Consider the following 15,933-nt stretch of genomic DNA (forward strand, 5'->3'; position numbering starts at 1 on the left):
GATGACACCGGGTCACCCCTGGCCGCTCGGCGCCCACTGGGACGGCCACGGCGTCAACTTCGCGGTGTTCTCGGCGCACGCGCAGCGCATCGAGCTGTGCCTCTACGACGAGACAGGTACGACCGAACTGCGCCGCGTCGACCTGCCCGGCCACACGCAGGACGTCCGGCACGGTTACCTGAGCGGCGTGAAGCCGGGGCTGGTCTATGGCTTGCGCGCCCACGGCGCGTGGCGGCCCGAGCGCGGCCACCGCTTCAACCCGAACAAGCTGCTGCTCGACCCCTACGCGCGCGAGATCGTGGGCAACTTCGAATGGCGCGCCGAACATTTCGGCGCCGACCCCGAGCACGCCGGCCACATGGACATGCGCGACAACGCGGCCTTCGCGCTGAAGGCGCGCGTCGTCGATGCGCGGCACGACTGGAACGGCGATCGCCACCAGCACACGCCGCTGGAGCGCAGCGTGCTGTACGAGGTGCACGTCAAGGGCTTCACCATGCGCCACCCCGGCGTGCCCGAGGCACTGCGCGGAAGTTATGCGGGGCTCGCCTCGGATGCGGCCATCGATCACTTCAAGCGCCTGGGCGTGACCGCGGTATGCCTGCTGCCGGTGCAGCAGCACCTGGACGAGCGCCGCCTCGTGGAGATGGGCCTGGCCAACTACTGGGGCTACAACACGATCGGCTTCTTCGCGCCCGAGCCGCGCCTGGCCAGCGGCGTGGGTGGCGTGTCGGCGCGCGACGAGTTCCGCGCCATGGTGGCCCGACTGCACGAGCACGGGCTCGAGGTGATTCTCGACGTCGTCTACAACCACACCGCCGAGGCCGACGAGCTCGGACCGACGATCAGCTTCCGAGGCCTGGACAACGCCAGCTACTACCGGCTGCCGGCGGAATCGAAGTCGCACTACGAGAACCACAGCGGCTGCGGCAACACGCTGGACCTGCGCCAGCCGCGCGTGCTGCAGATGGTGCTCGACAGCCTGCGCTACTGGGCCGGCGAGATGCATGTGGACGGCTTCCGTTTCGACCTCGCCCCGGTGCTCGGCCGCGGCGACCACGGCTTCGACCGGCATGCGCCCTTCTTCACCGCGCTGGCGCAGGACCCGCTGCTCTCGCGCCTGAAGATGATCGCTGAACCCTGGGACATCGGCCCCGGCGGCTACCAGCTCGGCGGCTTCCCGGGCGGCTGGCTCGAGTGGAACGACCGCTACCGCGACACCATGCGTGCCTTCTGGATCGAAGGCGCCTACACGCGCGGCGACTTCGCGCAGCGGCTGTGCGCCTCGTCGGACATCTTCCAGCCGCGCCACCGTGCGCCGGCCGAATCGATCAACTACATCGTCTCGCACGACGGCTTCACGCTCGCCGACCTCGTCAGCCACGCGCACAAGCACAACCACGCCAACGGCGAACACAACCGCGACGGCCACGGCCACAACCACAGCGCCAACTTCGGCGTCGAGGGGCCGACCGACGATGCCGCGATCAACGCGCTTCGTTCGCGCGTCGTGCGTGCGCTGCTGGCCAGTACGCTGCTGTCGCAAGGCACGCCGATGCTGGCCGCCGGCGACGAGATCGGCCACACGCAGGGCGGCAACAACAACCCCTACTGCCAGGACAACGAGACCACCTGGATCGACTGGTCGGCCATCGACGAGGATCGCCTGGCCTGCACCACGCGCCTGCTCGCGCTGCGCCGGCAGGCTTTGCCCTTCGCCAACCGCTGGTACGACGGCCTGCCCGATCGCCACGGCCTGCAGGACGTGACCTGGCTGCGCGTGGATGGCAGCGAGCTGCACGGCGACGAATGGCGCCGACCCGACGGCCGCGTGTTCGGCTGCCTGATCGGCCACCCCGGGCGCGCGCAGTCGCCGCTGCTGCTGCTCGTCAACGGCGATGCCGGCGACATCGACTTCATGCTGCCGGGCGGCCAGTGGCAGCTCGTGTTCGACAGCACGCATCCGCGCGGCGAAAGCTCCTGGCAAGGCCCGGGCGAGCGGCTCTACCCGCTGCCGGGCCGTTGCGTGCTGGTGTTCGCGGCGCCGGGCCACGGGCTCGATCTCTAGACTCAGGACACTTCCGCATGCGTTTTCCCCGTGCCAGCGGCGTGTTGCTGCATCCCACCTCCCTGCCCGGCCCGCACGGCTCCGGCGACTTCGGCCCCGCCGCCTACCACTTCATCGACTGGCTGGTGGCCGCCGGGCAGAAGCTCTGGCAGATCCTGCCGCTGGGCGGCATCGGGCCCGGCAACTCGCCCTACATGAGCAGTTCGGCCTTCGCAGGCAACGTGCTGCTGATCGACCTGGGCGAACTGCAGCAGCGTGGCTGGCTGCTGCCAGAGGAACTGGCGCCGCCGACCGGTGCGACGCCGCAGCGGCTGAACTTCGCCAGCGTCGTGCCGTTCCGCATGGACCGACTGGCGCGGGCGGCCCAGCGCTTCGACGCGCGGGCGACGCCGGCGGAGCGCGCCGACTTCGATGCCTTTCGCACCGGCCACGCCGACTGGCTGGACGACTACGCGCTCTTCATGTCGCTGGCCGAAGCGCACGACTGGCGCGACTGGTGCGACTGGGCTGCGCCGCTGGCTGCGCGTGAACCCGAGGCACTGTCCGCAGCGCGGCTGAAGCACGCGCAGCGCATCGCCTTCTGGACCTTCTGCCAGTGGTGCTTCTATCGCCAGTGGCTGGCGCTGAAGGCGTATGCGAACGGCCGCGGCATCGAGGTCATCGGCGACGCGCCGATCTTCATCGCCTACCAGAGCGCCGAGGTGTGGGCGCGCCGCGAGCTGTTCGAACTCGACGCGCGTGGCAAGCCCGCAGCCGTGGCCGGCGTGCCGCCCGATGCCTTCAGTAACACCGGCCAGCGCTGGGGCAACCCGCTGTACCGGTGGAAAGCACATGCCAAGGAGGGCTACGCCTGGTGGGTGCAGCGCATCCGCCGCACCTTCGAGCTGGTGGACCTGGTTCGCATCGACCACTTCCGTGGTTTCGCCGGCTACTGGGAGATCCCCGCCACCGAGGCCACGGCCGTGAAAGGCCGCTGGCTGCCCGGCCCGGGCGATGCCTTGTTCAAGGCGATCGCCAAGGCGCTCGGGCCGCTGCCCATCATTGCCGAGGACCTGGGCGTGATCACGCCCGACGTGGTCGCGCTGCGCAAGAAGTTCGCCTTTCCGGGCATGCGCATCCTGCAGTTCGCCTTCGACGGCGGCAGCGGCAACGCCTACCTGCCACACAACCACGACGTCGATTCGGTGGTCTACACCGGCACGCACGACAACGACACCACGATCGGCTGGTGGGCATCGCTGACCGACGCCCAGCGCGCGCGGGTACGCGACTACCTCGGCACCGACGGCAGCGAGATCCACTGGGACCTGATCCGCGCGGCCAGCGCCAGCGTGGCCGACACCGTGGTGCATCCGATGCAGGATGTGCTGGGCCTCGGCGGCGAACACCGGATGAACCTGCCCGGCAAGGGCGAAGGCTACTGGGAGTGGCGCTTCGACTGGAGCCAGGTGAGGCCGGAGCACGCGCAGCGCTTGGCGCACCTGACGCGGCTGTTCCGCCGCGACGGCACGCCCTTGCAGGGCTGAGCCTGAGCCGGAAAAGAGAACGGGGCGCCGAAGCGCCCCGTTCAGATCAACGCGGAGGCTGGATCAGCGCACCACGGCGATCTGCTCGCGCTTGTCGCCCTTGTACGTGAACAGGGTCAGCGCGCCGTTCTTGACGTCGCCCTTGTCGTCGAAGGCGATCGTGCCGGTCACGCCCTTGTAGCCGCTGGTCTTGGCCAGCACCGGCAGGTACTTGGCCGGCTCGGCGGAGCCGGCCTTGACCATCGCGTCGACCATCACCATCGTGGCGTCATAGACGTACGGGGCGTAGATCTGCACGTCGGCGTTGAACTTCTTCTTGAAGTCGGCGCGGAACTTCTCCATGCCGGCCTTCTGCTCGCCTTCGACGCCGCCGGCCTCGGCACAGACCACCTGGCCATCAGCCATGGCCCCGGCAGCCAGCTTGGGCAGTTCGCCCGAGCAGATGCCGTCGCCGCCCATGAACTTGGCGTTGATGCCGAGTTGCTTCATCTGGCGGATCATCGGGCCGGCCACAGCGTCCATGCCGCCGTAGAAAACGACGTCGGGCTTCTTGGCCTTGATGGCGGTCAGGATGGCGGTGAAGTCCGTGGCCTTGTCGGTGGTGAACTGCTGCTCGGCGATCGCACCGCCCGACGCCTTGACGGCCTTGGCGAACTCTTCGGCCACGCCCTGGCCGTAGGCCGTGCGGTCGTCGATCACGGCGATCGACTTGCCCTTGAGTTCCTTGACGGCGTAGCGGCCCAGGGTGCCGCCCAGGTGCACGTCATCGGCCACCACGCGGAACGTGGTCTTGTAGCCGTTGCGGGTGAACTTGGGGTTGGTGGCCGACGGGGAGATCTGGGGGATGCCCGCGTCGCTGTAGATCTTGGAGGCCGGAATCGAGGTGCCCGAGTTCAGGTGGCCGATGACGCCCATGACCTTGGAGTCAACCAGCTTCTGGGCCACTGCGGTGCCCTGCTTCGGATCGCCAGCGTCGTCTTCGGCCAGCAGTTCGAACTTGACCTTCTTGCCGCCGATGGAGACGCCCTTGGCGTTGAGCTCGTCGATGGCCATGCGCGCGCCCATCTCGTTGTCCTTGCCAAGGTGGGCGATGCCACCGCTGGTGGGGCCGACGTGGCCGATCTTGACGACCATGTCCTGGGCCGACGCAGTACCTGCGATGAGCAGAGCGGCTGCAGCCACCACGGCATTGAATTTGACTTGCATGCAATAACCTCCGGTTGGAATGTTGAGAGCGATCGGAAGAGAGGGTTTATCTCAACGGCCGACACGATACCCCAAAAAAAACCGCATCTCCACCGGGATTGCTCAGGGGAAACCTGCGAATCCTCGGGGGAATCGCTCAGCTTCGAATGAAGCATCCAGATGGTTCGGCAGTCGGCCTGTGCCCGGGAAAACGCCGAGACGCTCCCGGTGCAGGCTCAGGGCTCAACGCGCTCGCTAACGTTGGCGATGACGGGAGAGTTCCTGAGCGACGGCTCGCGACACGATGTCACGCAAGGTCGATGCCAGCTCGGTGCGGGCTTCACGCATCAACGCGTCGGTGGCGCGCGTCAGGGCCGGCGCAAGCACCTCGCGCAGCTTCACCTCCAGCATCAGGTCGATCTGCCGTTGCAGGTCGGCCAGCACGCGCTGCACGAGCTCGTCCTCGTCGATCGCCATCGGCCCGGTGACGACGCCGCCACCACCACGAAGCTGTTCGAGTGACGCGGGCACGGTGGGCGCGAAGGCCTGAGGTTCGGCGGCCGGCGCGGGCACCGCAGCGGCCGGCGCGGGCGCCGGCGCCTCGGGCATGCGCACGACCTCGGTCAAGGTCGGCACACGGCCCGGAGGCGCGGGGCGCAGGCTCATCCCTCCACCTCGTGCTTCTCGATCTGATAACCCCGCGAGGCGTAGTGCTTCCAGCGCGCGCGCGCCGCGGCCCGATCGCCATCGTCGGTGGAGACGATCTCGACCAGCCGCTCGAAGCTCTCGAAACCTGCCGGCGGTTCGGCACCGAGGTTGAGCAGCACGTCGTGGTGCAGCGCACCAGCAAGAGACTCGACCAGACACACCGGCGTGCCGCGCTGGCGCTCGGGCAAGGCATCGCTACTGTGCACCAGCACGTGCGGCAAGAACTCGGTGGCCTCGAAGGTCCACAAGGCGCGGTCGAGTTCGGCCAGCGCCGACGCCGGGCCGGTGATGGTCACGCGTGCGTTCTGCCGGGTCGCCTTGCGCAGCAGCCGACAGGCATAACCCAGCCGGTGCGGCACGTTGAAATGGAAGCTGACCCGGGTCATCGCAGGCGCGGCGTGCCTCAGGAGGCCTGTGACAGCACGAAGTGGGTCAACAAGGGCACGGGGCGCCCGGTGGCGCCCTTGGCAGCGCCGGACTTCCAGGCCGTGCCGGCGATGTCCAGGTGGGCCCAACGGTACTTGCCGGTGAACTTGCGCAGGAACATGGCGGCCGTGATCGCGCCGCCGGCGCGCCCGCCGACATTGCCCATGTCGGCGAAGTTGCTCTTCAGCGCCTCCTCGTACTCCTCGTCCAGCGGCATGCGCCAGGCCGGATCGAGCGACGCAGTGCTGGCGGCCAGCAGCTGCGCGGCCAGGGCGTCGTCGGCGGTGAACAGGCCGGTGTGGTGGTGGCCGAGCGCGATCACGCAGGCACCCGTGAGCGTGGCCACGTCGATCACGCAGGCCGGCTTGAAGCGCTCGGCGTAGGTGAGCGCGTCGCACAGGATCAGCCGGCCCTCGGCATCGGTGTTCAGGATCTCGATGGTCTGGCCCGACATGCTCTTGACCACGTCGCCGGGCTTGATGGCCCGGCCCCCCGGCATGTTCTCGCAAGTCGGCACGATCACGACGAGGTTCAGCTTCGGCTTGAGTTCGGCCACCGCGCGCAGCGTGCCCAGCACGCTGGCCGCGCCACCCATGTCGAACTTCATCTCGTCCATCTCGGCGGCCGGCTTGATCGAGATGCCGCCGGTGTCGAAGGTGATGCCCTTGCCGACCAGGACGATCGGCGCCTGAGTCTTCGCGGCCCCGTGGTACTGCGCGACGATGAAGCGCGGCGGCTCGGCCGAGCCCTGGGCCACGGCGAGGAAGGAGCCCATGCCGAGCTTCTCGATCGCCTTGCGGTCGAGCACTTCGACCTTCAGGCCGTACTCCTTGCCGAGCTTCTTCGCCTGCTCGCCGAGGTAGGTCGGTGTGCAGTGATTGCCCGGCCGGTTGGCGAGCTCACGGGCCAGCGTCACGCCGGCCGCAACGGCGTGGCCACGCGCCAGACCCTGCGAGACGGCCTTGGCCGCCGCCTTGCCGCACAGCAGCGTGACCCGCTCCAGCGCGCCGGCAGCAGGTGCGCTCGGCTTGGTGTGGCGGTAGACGTAGGTGGTCTCGCCAACCGCGGCGACCAGTGCCTCGGCCTGCTCCGCACCGATGTCGCCGGCTCCACCGATGGCCAGCGCGACATGCTTGCTTCCGCCGCCCTTGAGCTGGCCGAAACCGGCCGCGAAGGCCGCCTTCAGCGACTTGGGTGTGGCCGCGCCGCAGGCAGCGAACACCACGCGCGCCGCCTTCACGCCGGCGGGCCGGTGCAGCAGCACGGTCTTGCCGCGCTTGAACTCGAAGTCGCCGTGGGCCACGGCATCGGCCAGCAGCCTGGCCAGCGTGGTGTCGAGGGTTCGCTCCGCCTTCTCGCCGGCCACGACGACCAGCAGGGCATCGCAGGCGACGGACGCGAGGGCGTCGAGCGACGCGGTGTGTTGACGAAAGTCCATAATCAAAGCCACAGAAGACAATCGCACGATGTTATTCGATTCCACTCTGCGCGCCGACCTGGCTCGCAGCTTCGGTGCCACGCTGGTCGTCATCCTGACCATCGTGCTGACCATGATGCTGATCCGCACGCTGGGTCTCGCGGCGGGAGGCCGCGTGTCGCCGCAGGACGTGGTGCTGCTGCTGGGGTATGCAGCCCTCGGCCACCTGCCAACCATGCTGGCGCTGTCGCTGTTCATCTCGGTGGTGGCCACGCTCGGGCGCATGTACCGCGACAGCGAAATGACGATCTGGTTCGCCAGCGGCGTGGGCCTCAGCCGCTTCGTGCGTCCGGTGCTGCGCACCAGCTGGCCGGTGCTGGTGGTGATCGCCGCGCTGGCGCTGTTTGTCTGGCCGTGGCAGAACGAGCGCGCCGCCCAGATGAAGGAGCGCTTCGAGCGCCGCTCCGATCTGTCGCGCGTGGCGCCGGGGCAGTTCCAGACCTCGAGCGACGGGCGGCGCGTGTTCTTCATCGAGCGAGACTCGCAGGACGGGCGCACCGGCCGCAACGTGTTCATTCTGTCGAGCTCGCCGCAGGCGGAATCGGTCACTTCGGCGCGTACCGGCCGCATCGAGCTGCAAGGCGACGACCGCTTTCTCGTGCTCGATCGCGGCCAGCGCAACGAGCAGGATTTCGAGACTGCCGAGAAGACGCTGTCGCGCTTCGAGACCTACCGCGTGCTTGCCGGCGAACGCGTGCTCGCCGGCGTCGAGGAACTGCCGCCCAAGGCGCTGGCCAGCCTGCAACTGCTCGCCCAGCCGACGCCGCGCAACCAGGGCGAGCTGGTCTGGCGGCTCGGCCTGCTGTTCGGTGCGGCCAACCTGCTGTTGCTGGCGATTCCGCTATCGGCCTCGAACCCGCGCCGCGCCAGCAACTGGAACCTGCTGTTCGCGCTGCTCACCTTCGTCGTGTACTACAACGTGATCAACCTGTCGCAGGCCTGGGTCGCATCGGGCAAGCTGGGCATGGGCGCCGCGCTCACGCTGTTCCATGGTGGCGCCTTCGTGCTGGCGCTGCTGCTGCTGTGGTGGCGCGAGCAGGGCAACCGCCGCTTCGCCTGGCGCCGCCCCCGCACGCCGGCGGCCGCCGCGGCATGAAGACCGTCCGGCGCCTCTTCTACCGCGACATCGTCTCGTCGGTGCTGTTCGTGGCCTTGGCCTTCCTGTCGCTTTTCTTCTTCATCGACTTCGTCGAGGAGCTCGGCGATGTCGGCAAGGGCTATACGCTGCTGCATGCGGCCGCCTATTCGGCGCTGCAGGTGCCGGGTCATCTCTACGAACTCGCGCCGATCGCCGTGCTGATCGGCACGATCTATGCGTTGGCGCGGCTCGCGCAATCGTCGGAATACACCATCCTGCGTACCGGTGGACTCGGCCCGGGGCGGGCACTGTCGCTGCTCGCCGGCCTGGGGCTGATGTTCGCCATGGCCACCTACGTGATCGGCGACTACATCGCGCCGTTGAGCGAGCGGCAGGCGACCGAGCTTCAGGCCCGTGCGATGGGAAAGCTGCGACTGGGCCGCACCGGCGCCTGGTTGAAGGATCGCGCGAGCACGCCCGATGGCGAGCGCAGCTACTCGGTCAACGTGGGCTCGACCGGCGCCGACGCCACGCTGCAGGACATCCGCATCTTCGAGTTCGACACCGATGGCCGCCTGGTGCGCCGCATCGGGGCCGCCAGCGCGCGCATCGGAGACGACGACGCCTGGCAGCTCGCCGACGCGGTGGTGACGCACTGGAGCGTGGCCAGCGCCAGTGCGCAGCCGGTGGCCAGCGAGGAGAAGCTCGCCGCGCTTTCCTGGCCGAGCACGCTCTCGGCCGGCGTGGTGGCGGCCGCGGTGTTGCCGCTGTCCACCATGTCGACGGTCGAGCTGTTCCGCTACATCGGCCACCTGGCCGACAACGAACAGGCCGCGCAGCAATACGAGATCCAGTTCTGGAAACGTGCGCTCTACCCCTTCGCCTGCCTCGTGATGATGGCCCTGGCCCTGCCCTTCGCCTACCTGAGTGCCCGCGCCGGCGGCATCAGCCTGAAGGTGTTTGCAGGCATCATGCTGGGCATCAGCTTCGTCCTGCTCAACAACATGTCCAGCCACCTCGGCCTGTTGCGCAACTGGACGCCGTGGATCGTCGCCGCGGCGCCCAGTGCGCTTTTCCTGCTCGTCTCGCTGGCCGCGTTCAGCTGGCTGGTGCGCTACCGATGAAGCGCGGACTGCTCTTGTTCGCCCACGGCGCGCGCGACCCGCGCTGGGCCCTGCCCTTCGAAGACGTGGCGGCACGCGTTCGGCGCGCCGATGCCTCGGTCGCGGTCGAGCTGAGCTTCCTGGAGTTCATGACGCCCGGACTGATCGACGCCGGCCACGCGCTGGCGGCGCAGGGCTGCACACGTGTCGAGGTGGTGCCGCTGTTCCTGGGGGCCGGCGGCCATGTGCGCAAGGACCTGCCGGCACTGCTCGAGACGCTCAAGGGTGCGCATCCGCAAGTCCAGTGGCTGCTTCGCCCGGCCGTCGGCGAGGACGACGGTGTCGTGGCAGCGATGGCGGCTGCCTCGCTGCGACCTGCCGACACGCGCTGAACTGCGCTCGATGGAATAATCCGCCCGATCAACAGATCGCGCGGAAATAATGAACCTGCACCAGTTCCGCTTCGTCCAGGAAGCAGTGCGCCAGAACCTGAACCTGACCGAGACGGCCAAGGTGCTGTTCACTTCGCAGCCGGGCATCTCCAAGGCCATCCTCGAACTGGAAGACGAGCTCGGCGTGGACATCTTCGCGCGCCACGGCAAACGGCTGCGCCGCGTCACCGAGCCGGGCCAGCAGGTGCTCAAGTCGATCGAGGTGATCATGCGCGAGGTGGGCAACCTCAAGCGCATCGGCGAGGAGTTCTCCAAGCAGGATGCCGGCACGCTGTCGATCGCCACCACCCACAGCCAGGCGCGCTACTTCCTTCCCGAGCCCATCGCGCAGTTGCGCAAGCGCTTTCCCAAGGTCAACGTCAGCCTGCACCAGGGCGCGCCCGACCAGGTGGCACGCATGGTGATCGAGGAGATTGCCGACATCGGCCTGGCCACCGAGGCACTGGACGCTCACGACGAACTGGTCACCCTGCCCTGCTACGAATGGCAGCACGCGCTGGTGATGCCGGCCGGCCACCCGCTCGCGCAGCTCGAGCGCATCGAGCTCGAGGACCTGGCGCTGCAGCCGCTGGTCTCGTACCACCCATCGTTCAGCGGACGCACCCGCGTCGACCAGGCCTTCGCCGCGCGGCGCCTCAAGCCGAACATCGTGCTCGAGGCGATCGACGCCGACGTCATCAAGACCTATGTGCGCCTCGGCCTGGGCGTGGGCATCGTGGCCGAAATCGCGGTGCGCGACGATCCGCCGAACGGCGAACTCGTCTCCCGGCCGGTGGGCCACCTGTTCGGCCGCAACGTCACGCGCATCGCCTTCAAGCGCGGCGCGTACCTGAGAAACTTCGTCTTCGCGTTCGCCGAGATGCTGTCTGACCGGCTCGGCCGCAACCTCATCACCCAGGCGCTGTCGGGCCAGAAGCCCGACGCGCAGGACTATCAGCTCTGAGCTTTCCGACCATGACCACAGCCGCCGCCCGCACGCCCGCGATCACCAGCCGCCTGCCCAACGTCGGCACCACCATCTTCACCGTGATGTCGGCGCTGGCCCAGCAGCACGGTGCCGTGAACCTCGGCCAAGGTTTCCCGGACTTCGACTGCGACCCGCGCCTGCTCGACGCGGTGAGCGAGGCCATGCGTGGCGGGCTCAACCAGTACCCACCGATGGCCGGCGTGCCGGTGCTGCGCGAGGCGGTGGCCGCGAAGATCGAATCGCTCTACGGCCGCCGCTACGACGCCGGCAGCGAGATCACCATCACCGCTGGCGCAACGCAGGCGATCATCACCGCCATCCTGGCCATCGTTCACCCGGGCGACGAGGTGATCGTGCTCGACCCCTGCTACGACAGCTACGAACCGAACATCGAGCTCGCCGGTGGCCGTGCGGTGCACGTGCCGCTGGTGCCCGGCACCTTCCGCCCCGATTTCGCACGCATCGCCGCGGCGCTGTCGCGGAAGACGCGCGCCATCATCGTCAACACGCCGCACAACCCCAGCGCCACGGTGTGGACGACGCAGGACATGCAACGCCTGGCCGAACTGCTGCGCCCGACCGACGTGCTGCTGATCGCCGACGAGGTCTACGAGCACATGGTCTACGACGGCGTGCGGCACGAGAGCGTGGCTCGGCACGAGGAACTGGCACAGCGCGCCTTCATCGTCTCGAGCTTCGGCAAGACCTATCACGTGACCGGCTGGAAGGTCGGCTACGTGGCGGCGCCGGCGGCGCTGACGGCCGAGTTCCGCAAGGTGCACCAGTTCAACGTGTTCACCGTCAACACGCCGATGCAGCACGGTCTGGCAGCCTTCATGGCCGACGCCTCGCACCACCTGTCCTTGCCGGCCTTCTACCAGCGCAAGCGCGATCTGTTCCGCGCCGGTCTCGCCGGCAGCCGCTTCACGCTGTTGCCCAGCGAAGGCAGCTACTTCCAGTGCGTCGACTACTCGGCCATCAGCGACGAAACGGAGGAGTCCTTCTGCCGGCGCCTGACCACGCAGGTGGGCGTGGCCGCGATTCCGCTGTCGGCTTTCTACCAGGGTGGTTTCGAGCAGCGCATCGTGCGCTTCTGTTTTGCGAAGAAGGACGAGACGCTGAACCTCGCGCTGGAGCGCCTGGCGGTGCTCTGACGACGGCCGCGGGAGGGCCGGCGCAGGCTCAGCCGCGATCGGCGTCGCCGCGCTTGAGCTTCGGGTCGACCAGGCCGAGGAAGTCCGAGGCCGGCGGCTCCTTGCCGGTCATCGGACGGGTGACATCGAGATCCACCTGCACCGTCAGCTGGTCGGTGGCCGCGAATCCCATCAGGCGGCTGGCCGTCAACTGCTCGATCGGCTTCTCGGCCGCTTCGCCATCCATCGGCAGCAACAGATCGACCGCACGCGCGTTCGATGGATGCTCCGCCAGGTCGCGGGCTATCGAATAGAGGAAAAGCAGTTCGCGGTAGGCCGGCAGGTCGTAGGTCTCGCCTTCGGCGTCCTGGCGCATCAGCGTCGCATCGAGCATCTGCGTGACACGTTGCGGCTCGTCCCACAGCCGCTGAAGCTGCCGCAGGACCTGCGGATAGTCGTCGAGCGTGCGGCCATGCTGGAGATCGCTGTCCCAGTCCGGCGCATAGGCGCTGAAGCGGCGGTTGAAACGTTCGCGCACTCGCTCGTACGAGTCGTGCTCGCCCCGGCGGCGGTAGATCTCGAGCAGCTTGAGGTAGGGCAGCGGGCTCACGCCGCCGCTGCTGCGCACATGGCCCATCAGCAGGTCGATGGCGGCATCGTCCTGGCCCAGCACGACGAAGAAGTCGGCCTGCTGTTCCAGGTCGATCAGTTCCTCGACCGACAGCTCCCGGCGCGGGCTGGCCGCTTCGGCCACCATCGGCGACAGCGTCGCCGGCGCATCGAGAACCTCGGTGCGGAACCCCGAGGATTCCTCTTCGATCGTGCGCACGACGTTGCGTTCGTCCATCACCGCAGGCTGGGTCTCCTGGCGTGCGGCAGCGGCCTCGCTGGTCGGGGCTCGCGTGGCCACCGGCTTGACCGACTGCGTCTGCGCCACCGAACCGGCCGAGGGCGCGAGCCACCACTGCGACGATTGGCGAGACTGCGACTGGCGCCACCACAGCGCGGCGACGGCCAGTGCGAGCAGCGCCGACAGCCACGCCAGGCCATAGACGAGCGGATTCGAATAGCGGGAGGCCTGCGCCTCGTTCAGGCTGGACTGCAGCGTGGCCAGAGCCTGCTGCGTCTTCTTCGAGTCCTCGCGAAGTGCGCGCAGCTGCTCCTCCAGCAAGGCAACTCGCTGCTCCGCCGCCGAAGCTGCACTGGCCGCAGCCGCCACGGCCTGGACGGCCGACGCAGCGGCCATTTCAGCGGCGGCTGCCGCCGAAGCCGTCATCGCCGGTGCGGCGGCTGCCCTCGCCGCGGCAGCGGACGCCGCCGCCGCCGTCAGCGTGGCGGCCGTTCCGGCTTCCAGCTGCAAGCGTGAGCCCGGCGCCTTGGCGACCGCCACCGGCGCAGCGGCCTTGCGTTCGCGCGGCTGAACCGCGGCGGCAGGCGCCGCTGCGCTTCGCTGGCGCGCCGCGGGCGTCGGGGCAGTGACTGCACGCGGCCGCGCCGGGCGAGCATCGGAGGCAACCGGCGCACGCGCACGCGCAGGCGCCGAAGCGGCCTGTGCCGCCTGCACCACCGAGACGACCGGCGCCACGTCGGCATCCACACGCTGCGCAGGTAGCGAGACTTCCGGAACTGCCGCGCCACCCTGCGCGAGATTGAGCCCCGGCGGGTCCATCAAGGTCACGAAACTGCGGGTGAGCCGCGGCAGGCAGCCCGCCGTCACCGTGACGGTGACCACCGGCTCGTCGATCTGTGTCTGCGTGCTGACCCGGATCAGCCGTTCGTTGGCGTTCGCGCCGGGTTCCACCGTGATGCGCAAGGCGGCCGACGGCAGCTTGTTGTCGCCCGACTGCACCTCGGCAGCAACGCACTCGCGCGGCAGCGTTTCGTCGGTCTCCAGCCGGACGGTCGCCGCGAAGTTCAGCGGCTGGCCCAGGTAGGACGCATTGATCGATCGGCCGAAGCCCAGCGCCTGCGCCGGACCGGCCGTACACAGCAAGGCAGTGCCGACGAGGGCGAGAGGAAGAGAGAGCGAGGCTCGGCGCATTCTGCGATGTGTTTTTATGCTCGAAGACTCTAGCATGAAGCCACCTGCGCCGATCCTTCGAACACAGGGGTCGCCGAGGCAGGGCCGTGACACAATCGACCGATCACCGGCGCCTCGCGAGCCCATGCCTTCCGAACTGCTGACAGAGCGCCAAGGCGCCGTGCTGATTCTCACGATCAGCGACCCGGATACCCGCAACACGCTGTCCGAGGCGGTCATCACGGCCGGAATCGAGGCGCTGAGCACGGCCGAGTCAGACGACGACGTTCGCTGCGTGGTTCTGCGCGGCGCGGGCCAGCACTTCTGCGCCGGCGGCAACCTGCAGGGCCTGATGGCCCGAAGGCAGGCCGGCCCGCCCGCCCAGGCGCGCATGCTGGAGCGGCTGAACCAGTGGGTCGAGGCGCTGCGCGCCTGCCCGAAGCCGGTGCTGGCGGCCGTCGAAGGTGCCGCGGCGGGCGCCGGTTTCTCTCTCACGCTGGCCTGCGACATGATCGTCGCGGCCGAGGACGCGAAGTTCATCCTTTCGTACGCCAAGCTGGGCCTGTCGCCCGACGGCGGCGCCAGCTGGCAGCTGCTGCGCGCCCTGCCCCGCCAGGCCGTGCAGCAGATGGTGTGGCTGGCCGAGCCGGTCTCGGCGCGGCAACTGCAAGGCTGGGGCATCGTCAACGCCGTCACCGAGCCGGGCAATGCGCTGGCCGTGGCGCTGCGGCTGGCCGACCGGCTGTCCGCCATGGCGCCCAACGCCGTGGCCAGCGGCAAGGAGCTGCTGAATGCGGCGGCCGATCAGCCACTGAACGCCCAACTGGGCGCCGAGCGCGACCACTTCATCGTCAACCTGTTCCACGCCAACGGCGGCGAAGGCATCCAGGCCTTCGTCGGCAAGCGCGCGCCGCGTTTCGAGTGATCGACGCCGTGCCGCAGTCTCAGCTGCGGTAGCCGGGGTTCTGGCGGTCGAGCCTGCGCAGCAGCCCAGGCCAGGTCAACGCCCCGCCACCGACACCGCGCGTGACGACCTTGGCCTGCTGCTGGGCACCCGCGATGATGCGTGGATCGACATGCGTCAACTCGCGGCTGCCGGCCAGCGCCCGGACCTGGATGGTGCAGACGGTCTCGAACAGGTACATGTTCAGGAAGGCGTCGGCGATCGTCGGCCCGACCGTGAGCAGCCCGTGATTGCGCAGCATCAGGAACGACTTGTCTCCCAGATCGGCCACCAGCCGAGGCTTCTCGTCCTCGTTGAGCGCCACGCCCTCGTAGCCGTGGTAACCCAGGCTGGACAGCACGAAGATCGACTGCTGCGACAGCGGCAGCACGCCCTCCTTCTGCGCCGATACCGCGATGCCGTTGAGCGTGTGCGTGTGCAGCACGCATTGCGCGTCGTGGCGCACCGCGTGGATGGCGCTGTGGATCGTGAAGCCAGCCGGGTTGACCGGGAACGGCGAGTCGTCGAGCTTGTTGCCGGCGGTGTCGATGCGCACCAAGCTCGACGCGGTGATCTCCTCGAACATCAGCCCGTAGGGGTTGATCAGGAACTCGTTGTCGCGGCCCGGCACGCGCGCGCTGATGTGCGTGAAGACGAGGTCGTCCCACTTGAAGAGCGCCACCAGCCGGTAGGCCGCGGCGAGGTCCACCCGGGTCTGCCACTCCTCGGGGCTGACCTGTCCCTGGCGGCTGGGAATCTGCAGTGCGTCGGTGCTCAATGTCGTCTCCTCGTGGCGGGTTTTGCTCGTGGACAATAGGTTGGCACAGACGCATCATGCTGTCACGTC

The 15,933-nt window shown here is 68.6% G+C and carries 14 protein-coding genes; 8 read left to right on the forward strand and 6 right to left on the reverse strand.

Features of this window, described 5'->3' with window-relative positions; translation table 11 throughout:
- Position 1 precedes the first annotated feature (1 nt).
- Both glgX and malQ read left to right on the forward strand, forming a co-directional pair.
- Positions 2-2,068, forward strand: a complete 2,067-nt coding sequence (gene glgX / locus HZ992_RS09995) for a glycogen debranching protein GlgX (protein WP_209386496.1) — start codon at positions 2-4, stop codon at positions 2,066-2,068.
- 17 nt (positions 2,069-2,085) lie between these two features.
- Complete coding sequence (gene malQ, locus HZ992_RS10000; protein ID WP_209386497.1) at positions 2,086-3,594, forward strand: 4-alpha-glucanotransferase; 1,509 nt, start codon at positions 2,086-2,088, stop codon at positions 3,592-3,594.
- Between the two features lie 63 nt (positions 3,595-3,657).
- On the opposite strand, the gene HZ992_RS10005 is transcribed toward malQ, so the two are convergent.
- From HZ992_RS10005 to HZ992_RS10020, 4 genes are all read right to left on the reverse strand, one after another.
- The gene (locus tag HZ992_RS10005; protein ID WP_209386498.1) at positions 3,658-4,800 is read right to left on the reverse strand and encodes a branched-chain amino acid ABC transporter substrate-binding protein; all 1,143 of its coding nucleotides are present in this window, start codon (positions 4,798-4,800) and stop codon (positions 3,658-3,660) included.
- 234 nt (positions 4,801-5,034) lie between these two features.
- Positions 5,035-5,406, reverse strand: coding sequence for a hypothetical protein (locus HZ992_RS10010; protein WP_209386499.1), 372 nt, complete (start codon positions 5,404-5,406; stop codon positions 5,035-5,037).
- Positions 5,407-5,441: 35 nt separating this feature from the next.
- Positions 5,442-5,873 carry a DNA polymerase III subunit chi gene (locus HZ992_RS10015; protein WP_209386500.1) on the reverse strand — a complete coding sequence of 144 codons (432 nt, stop codon included), beginning with the start codon at positions 5,871-5,873 and terminating at the stop codon, positions 5,442-5,444.
- A gap of 17 nt (positions 5,874-5,890) precedes the next feature.
- The gene (locus tag HZ992_RS10020) at positions 5,891-7,351 is read right to left on the reverse strand and encodes a leucyl aminopeptidase (protein ID WP_209386501.1); all 1,461 of its coding nucleotides are present in this window, start codon (positions 7,349-7,351) and stop codon (positions 5,891-5,893) included.
- Between the two features lie 28 nt (positions 7,352-7,379).
- On the opposite strand from HZ992_RS10020, the gene lptF reads away from it, so the two are divergent.
- From lptF to HZ992_RS10045, 5 genes are read left to right on the forward strand one after another with little or no spacing between them, the layout of a single operon-like run.
- A complete protein-coding gene (gene lptF / locus HZ992_RS10025; protein WP_209386502.1) occupies positions 7,380-8,486 on the forward strand; it encodes an LPS export ABC transporter permease LptF in 1,107 nt (368 codons plus the stop codon).
- Positions 8,483-9,592, forward strand: coding sequence for an LPS export ABC transporter permease LptG (lptG, locus tag HZ992_RS10030; RefSeq protein WP_209386503.1), 1,110 nt, complete (start codon positions 8,483-8,485; stop codon positions 9,590-9,592). The genes lptF and lptG overlap by 4 nt, the downstream gene beginning before the upstream one ends.
- Positions 9,589-9,963, forward strand: coding sequence for a sirohydrochlorin chelatase (locus HZ992_RS10035; RefSeq protein ID WP_209386504.1), 375 nt, complete (start codon positions 9,589-9,591; stop codon positions 9,961-9,963). The genes lptG and HZ992_RS10035 overlap by 4 nt, the downstream gene beginning before the upstream one ends.
- A 49-nt stretch (positions 9,964-10,012) precedes the next feature.
- A complete protein-coding gene (locus HZ992_RS10040) occupies positions 10,013-10,966 on the forward strand; it encodes a CysB family HTH-type transcriptional regulator (protein WP_209386505.1) in 954 nt (317 codons plus the stop codon).
- 11 nt (positions 10,967-10,977) lie between these two features.
- On the forward strand, positions 10,978-12,144 hold the full coding sequence (locus HZ992_RS10045) for a pyridoxal phosphate-dependent aminotransferase (RefSeq protein WP_209386506.1): 1,167 nt from the start codon (positions 10,978-10,980) through the stop codon (positions 12,142-12,144).
- Positions 12,145-12,172: 28 nt separating this feature from the next.
- On the opposite strand, the gene HZ992_RS10050 is transcribed toward HZ992_RS10045, so the two are convergent.
- Entirely contained in the window at positions 12,173-14,116 is a 1,944-nt protein-coding gene (locus HZ992_RS10050; protein WP_209386507.1) for a type IV pilus assembly protein FimV, read from the reverse strand.
- A gap of 172 nt (positions 14,117-14,288) precedes the next feature.
- Here HZ992_RS10050 and HZ992_RS10055 point away from each other — a divergent pair, with 172 nt between their 5' ends.
- Positions 14,289-15,068: an oxepin-CoA hydrolase, alternative type gene (locus tag HZ992_RS10055; RefSeq protein WP_209386508.1), complete on the forward strand. Its 780-nt coding sequence runs from the start codon at positions 14,289-14,291 to the stop codon at positions 15,066-15,068.
- Positions 15,069-15,087: 19 nt separating this feature from the next.
- Here HZ992_RS10055 and HZ992_RS10060 read toward each other — a convergent pair whose 3' ends face one another.
- Positions 15,088-15,864, reverse strand: coding sequence for a class II aldolase/adducin family protein (locus HZ992_RS10060; RefSeq protein ID WP_209386509.1), 777 nt, complete (start codon positions 15,862-15,864; stop codon positions 15,088-15,090).
- Positions 15,865-15,933 lie beyond the last annotated feature (69 nt).

It is taken from the genome of Rhizobacter sp. AJA081-3, from assembly GCF_017795745.1.
Classification (GTDB): Bacteria; Pseudomonadota; Gammaproteobacteria; order Burkholderiales; family Burkholderiaceae_C; genus Piscinibacter.